Source organism: Burkholderia sp. BCC1047 (assembly GCF_902833155.1).
Lineage (GTDB): Bacteria > Pseudomonadota > Gammaproteobacteria > Burkholderiales > Burkholderiaceae > Burkholderia > Burkholderia sola.
The window spans coordinates 68,905-78,259 of the sequence record NZ_CADFEH010000038.1 but is presented as its reverse complement, the minus strand read 5'-3'; the positions used below and the strand labels follow the sequence as shown (position 1 = coordinate 78,259).

Here is a 9,355-nt window from a genome sequence, read left to right as displayed (position 1 = left end):
GATCGCTCCGATCGCGATGGAAGAAGGTCTGCGCTTCGCGATCCGCGAAGGCGGCCGTACCGTCGGCGCCGGCGTCGTCGCCAAGATCATCGAGTAAGATCGACGATCCGCGGATCCCGACGGGGTCTGCGATTCCACGGTAAGCAGCTGTGTACCGTCGAAACCGGGTGTCCAGTTCGATCTGGCACCCGGTTTTTCTTTGTGGCGTGCGAATCGCTCTATTGACAAACGCCCACCACCACCGCGAATTTTCGTGTAGAATCGCGGGCTTAGCAGTGGAAGTCCTGTCCGGAACCTGATGCTTCGCTCCCCGCTGGTGTCATGTTTCACGTTCTTTTAGTGTCCGGCGATGCAACATCGCCTCGCTCTTTTCAAGGAATTGTCATGCAGCAACAGAAAATCCGCATTCGCCTGAAGGCATTCGACTATCGTCTGATCGATCAATCGGCTGCCGAAATCGTCGATACCGCGAAGCGGACTGGCGCAATCGTCCGTGGCCCGGTGCCGCTGCCGACGCGCATTCAGCGTTTTGACATCCTGCGTTCGCCGCACGTCAACAAGACGTCGCGCGATCAGCTCGAAATCCGCACCCACCAGCGCCTGATGGACATCGTCGACCCGACGGACAAGACCGTTGACGCGCTGATGAAGCTCGATCTGCCGGCTGGCGTCGACGTGGAAATCAAGCTGCAGTAAGGCTTCCAGCGCCGGTCGGCATGCCGGGCGGCGCTAAGTCTTTGTATTGCTTGCGGAAATCGAGAAGTCGGGCTATACTGCTTGGCTTTTCGCGTATTCGCGTAAAAAAGTTGGGCCTTGCGTGCCCGGCATTTTGTAAATCAGCCCCGACCAATCGCAGTCGGGAATGGAGAAAATGATGAGCCTTGGACTCGTAGGTCGCAAGGTTGGCATGACCCGTATCTTCACGGCGGAAGGGGATTCGATTCCCGTCACCGTGCTGGACGTGTCGGACAACCGCGTGACGCAGATCAAGACTGTTGAAACCGACGGCTACACGGCCGTGCAGGTTGCATTCGGCTCCCGCCGCGCATCGCGCGTGACGAAGCCGCTGGCAGGTCATCTCGCCAAAGCCGGTGTCGAAGCCGGTGAAATCCTCAAGGAATTCCGCATTGACGCGGCCAAGGCAGCCGAGCTGTCGAATGGCGCCGTGGTCGGTGCAGATCTTTTCGAAGTGGGCCAGAAGGTCGACGTGCAAGGCGTGTCGATCGGTAAGGGCTACGCCGGTACGATCAAGCGTTACAACTTCTCCTCCGGCCGTGCCACGCACGGTAACTCGCGCTCGCACAACGTGCCGGGCTCGATCGGTATGGCGCAGGATCCGGGTCGTGTTTTCCCGGGTAAACGCATGACGGGTCACATGGGTGACGTGACGGTGACGGTGCAGAACCTCGAAATCGCTCGTATCGACGCAGAGCGCAAGCTGCTGCTCGTGAAGGGTGCGATTCCGGGCGCGAAGGGCGGCAAGGTCTTCGTGACGCCGGCCGTCAAGACCAAGGGGGCGAAATAATGGAACTCAAGCTCCTGAACGAAAATGGTCAGGAAGGTGCAGTGGTCAACGCATCGGACGTCGTGTTCGGTCGTGACTACAACGAAGCGCTGATCCACCAGGTCGTCGTCGCTTACCAGGCGAATGCTCGCCAGGGTAACCGCGCACAGAAGGACCGCGAGCAAGTCAAGCACACGACCAAGAAGCCGTGGCGCCAGAAGGGTACGGGCCGCGCTCGTGCCGGTATGTCGTCGAGCCCGCTGTGGCGTGGCGGTGGTCGTATCTTCCCGAATTCGCCGGAAGAAAACTTCTCGCACAAGGTCAACAAGAAGATGCATCGCGCAGGTCTCTGCTCGATCTTCTCGCAGCTGGCCCGTGAAGGCCGTCTGTCGGTCGTCGAGGACATCATCCTCGAAGCGCCGAAGACCAAGCTGCTGGCCGACAAATTCAAGACCATGGGTCTCGACTCCGTTCTGATCATCACGGACACGGTCGACGAGAACCTGTACCTGGCTTCGCGCAACCTGCCGCACGTGGCGATTGTCGAGCCGCGCTACGCTGACCCGCTGTCGCTGATCTACTTCAAGAAAGTGCTGGTCACGAAGGCTGCGGTCGCCCAGATCGAGGAGTTGCTGTCATGAGCGAGATTCGCAAGAACGATCATCGTTTGATGCAGGTCCTGCTCGCACCGGTGATCTCGGAAAAGGCGACGCTGGTTGCCGACAAGAACGAGCAAGTCGTGTTCGAAGTCGCACCGGATGCCACGAAGCAGGAAGTGAAGGCGGCTGTCGAGCTGCTGTTCAAGGTTGAAGTTGATTCGGTCAACGTGCTGGTTCAGAAGGGCAAGCAAAAGCGCTTCGGCCGTTCGATGGGCCGCCGCAAGGACGTGAAGAAGGCGTACGTTTGCCTGAAGCCCGGCCAGGAAATCAACTTTGAAGCGGAGGCCAAGTAATCATGGCAATCGTTAAAGTTAAGCCGACATCGCCGGGTCGCCGCGCGATGGTCAAGGTGGTCAACAAGAACCTGCACCAGGGCAAGCCGTTCGCGGCACTGCTCGACTCGCAGAGCTCGACCGCCGGCCGTAACAACAACGGTCGTATCACCACGCGTCACAAGGGTGGTGGTCACAAGCAGCACTACCGTATCGTCGATTTCCGTCGCACGAAGGACGGCATCCCGGCAAAGGTCGAACGTCTCGAGTACGACCCGAACCGCAGCGCGAACATCGCGCTGGTGCTCTACGCAGACGGCGAACGTCGCTACATCATCGCCCCGAAGGGCCTGACCGTCGGCCAACAGCTGATGTCGGGTTCGGAAGCGCCGATCCGTGCAGGCAACACGCTGCCGATCCGCAACATTCCGGTCGGTACGACGATCCACTGCATCGAGATGCTGCCGGGCAAGGGCGCGCAAATGGCGCGTTCGGCTGGCACGTCGGCCATGCTGCTCGCACGTGAAGGCGTCTACGCGCAGGTTCGTCTGCGTTCGGGCGAAATCCGCCGCGTGCACATCGAGTGCCGTGCAACGATCGGTGAAGTCGGCAACGAAGAGCATAGCCTGCGCCAGATCGGCAAGGCTGGCGCGAACCGCTGGCGCGGTATCCGCCCGACGGTGCGTGGCGTTGCGATGAACCCGGTCGATCACCCGCACGGTGGTGGTGAGGGCAAGACGGCTGCAGGTCGCGACCCGGTGAGCCCGTGGGGTACGCCGGCTAAGGGTTACCGCACCCGCAGCAACAAGCGCACGACGACGATGATCGTCCAGCGCCGTCACAAGCGTTAAGGAGTAGGCAATGGCACGTTCTGTTAAAAAAGGTCCGTTCTGCGACGCCCATTTGCTGAAGAAAGTTGAGGCGGCTGCAGCTTCGCGCGACAAAAAGCCGATCAAGACCTGGTCGCGTCGCTCGACGATTCTGCCGGATTTCATCGGCCTGACGATCGCTGTTCACAACGGCCGTCAACACGTTCCGGTGTACATCTCGGAAAACATGGTCGGCCACAAGCTTGGCGAGTTCGCACTGACCCGTACGTTCAAGGGTCACGCAGCCGACAAGAAGGCCAAGAAATAAGGGGCAATCAAGATGGAAGTGAAAGCAATTCATCGCGGTGCCCGCATCTCGGCGCAGAAAACGCGCCTTGTGGCTGACCAGATCCGCGGTTTGCCGGTCGACAAGGCGCTGAACGTTCTGACGTTCTCGCCGAAGAAGGCGGCTGGCATCGTGAAGAAGGTTGTGCTGTCGGCAATCGCGAATGCGGAGCACAACGAAGGCGCTGATATCGACGAGCTCAAGATCAAGAGCATCTACGTCGACAAGGCTGCATCGCTCAAGCGTTTCACCGCGCGCGCCAAGGGCCGCGGTAACCGCATCGAGAAGCAATCCTGTCACATCACTGTGACGGTCGGGAATTAAGGAGCCATACGATGGGACAGAAAATTCATCCGACTGGCTTCCGCCTGGCTGTCAGCCGCAATTGGGCTTCGCGTTGGTACGCGAACAACAACAATTTCGCGGCGATGCTGCAGGAAGACATCGGTGTTCGTGAGTACCTGAAGAAGAAGCTGAAGAACGCTTCGGTCGGTCGGGTCGTCATCGAGCGCCCGGCGAAGAACGCGCGCATCACGATTTACAGCTCGCGTCCGGGCGTGGTCATCGGCAAGAAGGGCGAGGATATCGAACAGCTGAAGACGGAACTGCAACGCCGCATGGGCGTGCCGGTTCACGTCAACATCGAAGAAATCCGCAAGCCGGAAACCGATGCTCAGTTGATCGCTGACTCGATCACGCAACAGCTCGAGCGCCGGATCATGTTCCGTCGCGCGATGAAGCGTGCGATGCAGAACGCGATGCGTCTGGGTGCCCAAGGCATCAAGATCATGAGCGCAGGCCGTCTGAACGGTATCGAAATCGCTCGTACGGAGTGGTATCGCGAAGGTCGCGTGCCGCTTCACACGCTGCGTGCTGATATCGACTACGCGACTTCGGAAGCGAAGACGACTTACGGGATCATCGGCGTCAAGGTGTGGGTCTACAAGGGCGATACGCTCGGCCGCAACGACGCACCGGTGGTGGAAGAAGTAGCCGAAGACAAGCGTCCGCGTCGCAATGCGCGTCCGGGCGACCGTCGTCCGCGCCGTGACGGCGAAGGCGGCGCTCCGGGTGCTCGTCGTGGCGCACCGCGCCGTGGCGCCGGCAAGCCCGAAGACGGCAAGACTGGAGAATAACGATGCTGCAACCGAAACGCAGAAAGTATCGTAAAGAGCAGAAGGGTCGTAACACCGGCAAGGCGACGCGCGGCAACGCAGTGTCGTTCGGTGAATTCGGCCTGAAGGCGATCGGTCGCGGTCGTTTGACCGCACGTCAGATTGAAGCGGCGCGTCGTGCAATGACGCGTCACATTAAGCGTGGCGGCCGCATCTGGATCCGGATCTTCCCGGACAAGCCGATTTCGCAGAAGCCGGCCGAAGTGCGTATGGGTAACGGTAAGGGTAACCCGGAGTACTACGTCGCCGAGATTCAGCCGGGCAAGATGCTCTATGAAATGGACGGCGTAACCGAAGAACTGGCACGCGAAGCGTTCCGTCTGGCCGCAGCCAAGCTGCCGCTGAAGACGGCATTCATCGTGCGCCAGCTCGGCGCCTAAGGAGAAAACATGAAGGCTTCCGAACTTCTCCAGAAAGACCAGGCCGCGCTCAACAAGGAGCTGGCGGACCTGCTGAAGGCGCAATTCGGCCTGCGCATGCAACTCGCGACCCAGCAGCTCACGAACACGAGCCAGCTGAAGAAGGTTCGTCGCGACATCGCACGTGTGCGGACCGTCATGACTCAGAAGGCGAACCAGAAATGAACGATAGCGTGAAAACCTCGCTGAAGCGGACGCTGGTCGGTCGGGTCGTCAGCAACAAGATGGACAAGACCGTCACCGTGCTGATCGAGCACCGCGTCAAGCACCCGATCTACGGCAAGTATGTCGTGCGCTCGAAGAAGTACCACGCGCACGATGAAGCGAACACCTACAACGAAGGCGATCTCGTCGAAATCCAGGAAACGCGTCCTGTTTCGAAGACGAAGGCCTGGACGGTGTCGCGCCTCGTCGAAGCCGCTCGCGTCATCTAAGCGGGCAGCGCAGTAGGCAGTAACGGGCACTTCGTCACGAAGTGCTTGAAATCGCAAAGTTTTTGCTTGCGGGACCAGGATTATTTGTTATAATCCTGGTCTTCCCTCTTTATGGGAGCCCCGTCGCGGGCGAAGTTGGTGGGGGAAGCGGACTGGCGCCTGCCTGTCCGAAAGATTCACCGAATTGCGATGGCGGGTTTCGTTTGCCGTCGCTGCTGTTCCAACCCAAGCAGCCGATTGGCTGACGGGACCAAGACTGACCGAATGCATCATGGTGGTGCATCCGGATTAAGTTGGGAAAGACAAACCATGATCCAGACCGAATCTCGGCTCGAAGTAGCCGACAACACGGGTGCACGTGAAGTCCTGTGCATCAAGGTGCTCGGCGGCTCGAAGCGTCGTTATGCCGGCATTGGCGACATCATCAAGGTGAGCGTCAAAGAGGCAACGCCGCGCGGGCGCGTGAAGAAAGGCGAAATCTACAACGCCGTGGTGGTTCGCACCGCCAAGGGCGTGCGCCGTCAAGACGGCTCGCTGATCAAGTTCGACGGCAACGCCGCTGTGCTTTTGAATAACAAGCTCGAGCCGATCGGCACCCGTATCTTCGGGCCGGTCACGCGTGAGCTGCGTAGCGAACGATTCATGAAGATCGTTTCGCTGGCGCCGGAAGTGCTGTAAGGAGTCGCGATGAACAAGATTCGCAAAGGTGACGAAGTCATCGTCGTCACTGGCAAGGACAAGGGCAAGCGCGGCGTCGTGCTGGCTGTCGGTGCTGAACATGTGACGGTTGAAGGTATCAACCTCGTCAAGAAGCATGTGAAGCCGAACCCGATGAAGGGTACGACGGGCGGCGTGGAAGCGAAGACGATGCCCCTGCATATTTCGAACGTCGCACTGGTCGACGCGAATGGCAAGGCGTCGCGTGTTGGCATCAAGGTCGAGGAAGGCAAGAAGGTTCGCTTCCTGAAGACGACCGGTGCCGTACTGAGCGCCTGACGCAGCGGAGTAAAAAATGGCTCGTTTTCAAGAGTTTTACAAAGAAAAGGTTGTGCCCGGCCTGATCGAGAAGTTCGGTTACAAGTCGGTCATGGAAGTGCCGCGCATCACCAAGATCACGCTGAACATGGGTCTTGGCGAAGCGATCGCTGACAAGAAGATCATCGAGAACGCCGTTGGCGACCTCACGAAGATCGCCGGCCAGAAGCCGGTCGTCACGAAGGCTCGCAAGGCAATCGCAGGCTTCAAGATCCGCCAGGGTTATCCCATCGGCGCGATGGTGACGCTGCGTGGCCAGGCGATGTACGAATTCCTCGACCGTTTCGTGACGGTTGCCCTGCCCCGCGTGCGTGACTTCCGCGGTGTGTCGGGTCGTGCTTTCGATGGCCGTGGCAACTACAACATCGGTGTGAAAGAGCAGATCATTTTCCCCGAAATCGATTACGACAAGATCGACGCACTGCGTGGGCTGAACATCAGCATCACGACGACTGCGAAGACCGACGACGAAGCAAAGGCTCTGCTCGCCAGCTTCAAGTTCCCGTTCAGAAACTGAGGTTACCGTGGCTAAACTGGCACTGATCGAACGTGAAAAGAAGCGCGCCCGCCTGGTCGCGAAGTTCGCAGCAAAGCGCGAAGCGCTGAAGGCGATCGTCGAAGACCAAAGCAAGTCGGAAGAAGAGCGCTACGAAGCACGCCTGGAGCTGCAGCAACTGCCCCGCAACGCAAACCCGACCCGCCAGCGTAACCGCTGCGCGATCACGGGCCGTCCGCGTGGCACGTTCCGTAAATTCGGCCTCGCGCGTAACAAGATTCGTGAAATCGCATTCCGTGGCGAGATTCCTGGCCTGACCAAGGCGAGCTGGTAATAGGAGAAACGTAAATGAGCATGAGTGATCCTATCGCCGATATGCTGACTCGCATCCGCAACGCGCAGATGGTCGAGAAGGTATCGGTCGCGATGCCCTCGTCGAAGGTCAAGGTTGCAATCGCGCAAGTCCTGAAGGACGAAGGCTATATCGACGATTTCGCCGTGAAGGCGGAAGGTGCGAAGTCCGAACTGAATATCGCGCTGAAGTACTACGCAGGTCGCCCGGTCATCGAACGCCTCGAGCGCGTGTCGAAGCCTGGTCTGCGCGTGTACCGCGGCCGCAACGACATTCCGCAGGTCATGAATGGCCTCGGTGTGGCAATCGTGTCGACGCCGAAGGGCGTGATGACCGACCGCAAGGCGCGCGCTACCGGCGTCGGCGGCGAAGTCATCTGCTACGTCGCTTAAAGCCGAGGAGAGAGAAACATGTCTCGAGTAGGTAAGAGCCCGATCGCGCTGCAAGGCGCGGAAGTCAAGCTGGCCGACGGTGCAATCATCGTCAAGGGCCCGCTGGGCACCATCACGCAAGCGATCAATCCGCTCGTGAACGTGGCGAACAACGACGGCACGCTGAATCTGTCGCCGGTCGACGAAAGCCGCGAAGCAAATGCACTGTCGGGCACGATGCGCGCGATCATCGCGAATGCCGTGCACGGCGTGACCAAGGGTTTCGAGCGCAAGCTGACGCTGGTTGGCGTCGGTTACCGTGCGCAAGCGCAAGGCGACAAGCTGAACCTGTCGCTGGGTTTCTCGCACCCGGTGGTGCACCAGATGCCGGAAGGCGTCAAGGCTGAAACCCCGACGCAAACCGAAATCGTGATCAAGGGGATCAACAAGCAACAAGTCGGTCAAGTGGCTGCGGAAGTCCGCGGTTACCGTCCGCCGGAGCCCTACAAGGGCAAGGGCGTGCGTTATGCCGACGAGGTTGTGATCCTCAAAGAAACGAAGAAGAAGTAAGGGTGCGCAATCATGGATAAGACTCAATCTCGCCTGCGCCGCGCTCGCCAGACGCGTATCAAGATCGCTGAGCTGCAGGTCGCGCGTCTCGCCGTGCATCGCACGAACACGCACATCTACGCTCAAGTGTTCTCGCCCTGCGGCACCAAGGTGCTCGCCAGCGCGTCGACGCTCGAGGCAGAAGTGCGCGCAGAACTGGCCGACAAGTCGGGCAAGGGCGGCAACGTCAATGCCGCGACGCTGATCGGCAAGCGTATTGCCGAAAAGGCAAAGGCTGCCGGCATCGAATCCGTCGCCTTCGACCGCTCGGGCTTCCGCTACCACGGCCGCGTCAAGGCGCTGGCTGAGGCAGCTCGCGAAGCTGGGCTCAAGTTCTAAGGAAGGAATTCGTCATGGCAAAGATGCAAGCGAAAGTTCAGGCTGACGAGCGCGACGACGGCCTTCGCGAAAAGATGATTTCGGTCAATCGCGTGACCAAGGTCGTGAAGGGTGGCCGTATTCTCGGCTTCGCCGCACTGACCGTGGTTGGCGACGGTGATGGCCGCATCGGTATGGGCAAGGGCAAGGCGAAGGAAGTGCCGGTCGCTGTCCAGAAGGCAATGGAACAAGCTCGCCGCAACATGTTCAAGGTGCCGCTCAAGAACGGCACGCTGCAGCACGAAGTGCACGGCAAGCACGGCGCATCCGCTGTCCTCCTCGCTCCGGCGAAGGCAGGTACGGGCGTGATCGCCGGCGGCCCGATGCGCGCAGTGTTCGACGTGATGGGCGTTCAGAACGTCGTGGCGAAGAGCCACGGTTCGACGAACCCGTACAACCTCGTTCGCGCCACGCTGGACGGCCTGCGCAAGCAGTCGACCCCGGCAGACATCGCGGCGAAGCGCGGCAAGTCCGTCGAAGATATTTTGGGCTAAGC

19 protein-coding genes and 1 pseudogene are annotated in these 9,355 nt (G+C 59.8%); all 20 read left to right on the top strand.

Annotated features, from left to right (window positions below; genetic code table 11):
• Positions 1–97 (top strand): annotated as a pseudogene (locus HWX55_RS30035) (elongation factor Tu); the annotation flags it as partial.
• Between the two features lie 287 nt (positions 98–384).
• Positions 385–696: a 30S ribosomal protein S10 gene (gene rpsJ / locus HWX55_RS30030; RefSeq protein WP_004199280.1), complete on the top strand. Its 312-nt coding sequence runs from the start codon at positions 385–387 to the stop codon at positions 694–696.
• Positions 697–874: 178 nt separating this feature from the next.
• Positions 875–1,525, top strand: a complete 651-nt coding sequence (gene rplC / locus HWX55_RS30025; protein ID WP_006482922.1) for a 50S ribosomal protein L3 — start codon at positions 875–877, stop codon at positions 1,523–1,525.
• Positions 1,525–2,145, top strand: a complete 621-nt coding sequence (gene rplD, locus HWX55_RS30020; RefSeq protein WP_006477192.1) for a 50S ribosomal protein L4 — start codon at positions 1,525–1,527, stop codon at positions 2,143–2,145. The genes rplC and rplD overlap by 1 nt, the downstream gene beginning before the upstream one ends.
• On the top strand, positions 2,142–2,456 hold the full coding sequence (gene rplW / locus HWX55_RS30015) for a 50S ribosomal protein L23 (RefSeq protein WP_004199275.1): 315 nt from the start codon (positions 2,142–2,144) through the stop codon (positions 2,454–2,456). The genes rplD and rplW overlap by 4 nt, the downstream gene beginning before the upstream one ends.
• A gap of 2 nt (positions 2,457–2,458) precedes the next feature.
• Positions 2,459–3,286 (top strand): 50S ribosomal protein L2, encoded by an 828-nt coding sequence (gene rplB / locus HWX55_RS30010; protein WP_006482900.1) that lies wholly within the window; start codon positions 2,459–2,461, stop codon positions 3,284–3,286.
• A gap of 10 nt (positions 3,287–3,296) precedes the next feature.
• Positions 3,297–3,572: a 30S ribosomal protein S19 gene (gene rpsS, locus HWX55_RS30005; RefSeq protein WP_004199273.1), complete on the top strand. Its 276-nt coding sequence runs from the start codon at positions 3,297–3,299 to the stop codon at positions 3,570–3,572.
• Between the two features lie 12 nt (positions 3,573–3,584).
• Positions 3,585–3,914 (top strand): 50S ribosomal protein L22, encoded by a 330-nt coding sequence (gene rplV, locus HWX55_RS30000; protein WP_004199272.1) that lies wholly within the window; start codon positions 3,585–3,587, stop codon positions 3,912–3,914.
• Between the two features lie 11 nt (positions 3,915–3,925).
• Positions 3,926–4,726, top strand: coding sequence for a 30S ribosomal protein S3 (gene rpsC / locus HWX55_RS29995; RefSeq protein ID WP_006482899.1), 801 nt, complete (start codon positions 3,926–3,928; stop codon positions 4,724–4,726).
• A 2-nt stretch (positions 4,727–4,728) separates the two neighbouring features.
• Positions 4,729–5,145 carry a 50S ribosomal protein L16 gene (rplP, locus tag HWX55_RS29990; RefSeq protein ID WP_006482873.1) on the top strand — a complete coding sequence of 139 codons (417 nt, stop codon included), beginning with the start codon at positions 4,729–4,731 and terminating at the stop codon, positions 5,143–5,145.
• A gap of 9 nt (positions 5,146–5,154) precedes the next feature.
• Complete coding sequence (gene rpmC, locus HWX55_RS29985) at positions 5,155–5,349, top strand: 50S ribosomal protein L29 (protein ID WP_006400652.1); 195 nt, start codon at positions 5,155–5,157, stop codon at positions 5,347–5,349.
• A complete protein-coding gene (gene rpsQ / locus HWX55_RS29980; RefSeq protein WP_006477189.1) occupies positions 5,346–5,618 on the top strand; it encodes a 30S ribosomal protein S17 in 273 nt (90 codons plus the stop codon). The genes rpmC and rpsQ overlap by 4 nt, the downstream gene beginning before the upstream one ends.
• A 309-nt stretch (positions 5,619–5,927) precedes the next feature.
• A complete protein-coding gene (gene rplN / locus HWX55_RS29975) occupies positions 5,928–6,296 on the top strand; it encodes a 50S ribosomal protein L14 (RefSeq protein WP_006482918.1) in 369 nt (122 codons plus the stop codon).
• A gap of 9 nt (positions 6,297–6,305) precedes the next feature.
• A complete protein-coding gene (rplX, locus tag HWX55_RS29970; protein WP_006477187.1) occupies positions 6,306–6,614 on the top strand; it encodes a 50S ribosomal protein L24 in 309 nt (102 codons plus the stop codon).
• Positions 6,615–6,630: 16 nt separating this feature from the next.
• On the top strand, positions 6,631–7,170 hold the full coding sequence (gene rplE / locus HWX55_RS29965) for a 50S ribosomal protein L5 (RefSeq protein ID WP_006477186.1): 540 nt from the start codon (positions 6,631–6,633) through the stop codon (positions 7,168–7,170).
• A 7-nt stretch (positions 7,171–7,177) separates the two neighbouring features.
• Entirely contained in the window at positions 7,178–7,483 is a 306-nt protein-coding gene (gene rpsN / locus HWX55_RS29960; RefSeq protein WP_006482884.1) for a 30S ribosomal protein S14, read from the top strand.
• 14 nt (positions 7,484–7,497) lie between these two features.
• On the top strand, positions 7,498–7,893 hold the full coding sequence (gene rpsH / locus HWX55_RS29955) for a 30S ribosomal protein S8 (RefSeq protein ID WP_006477185.1): 396 nt from the start codon (positions 7,498–7,500) through the stop codon (positions 7,891–7,893).
• An 18-nt stretch (positions 7,894–7,911) separates the two neighbouring features.
• On the top strand, positions 7,912–8,442 hold the full coding sequence (rplF, locus tag HWX55_RS29950) for a 50S ribosomal protein L6 (RefSeq protein WP_089466458.1): 531 nt from the start codon (positions 7,912–7,914) through the stop codon (positions 8,440–8,442).
• A 12-nt stretch (positions 8,443–8,454) separates the two neighbouring features.
• Positions 8,455–8,820, top strand: coding sequence for a 50S ribosomal protein L18 (rplR, locus tag HWX55_RS29945; protein ID WP_006477183.1), 366 nt, complete (start codon positions 8,455–8,457; stop codon positions 8,818–8,820).
• A 14-nt stretch (positions 8,821–8,834) separates the two neighbouring features.
• The gene (rpsE, locus tag HWX55_RS29940) at positions 8,835–9,353 is read left to right on the top strand and encodes a 30S ribosomal protein S5 (protein ID WP_006752931.1); all 519 of its coding nucleotides are present in this window, start codon (positions 8,835–8,837) and stop codon (positions 9,351–9,353) included.
• The last annotated feature ends 2 nt before the right edge of the window (positions 9,354–9,355 follow it).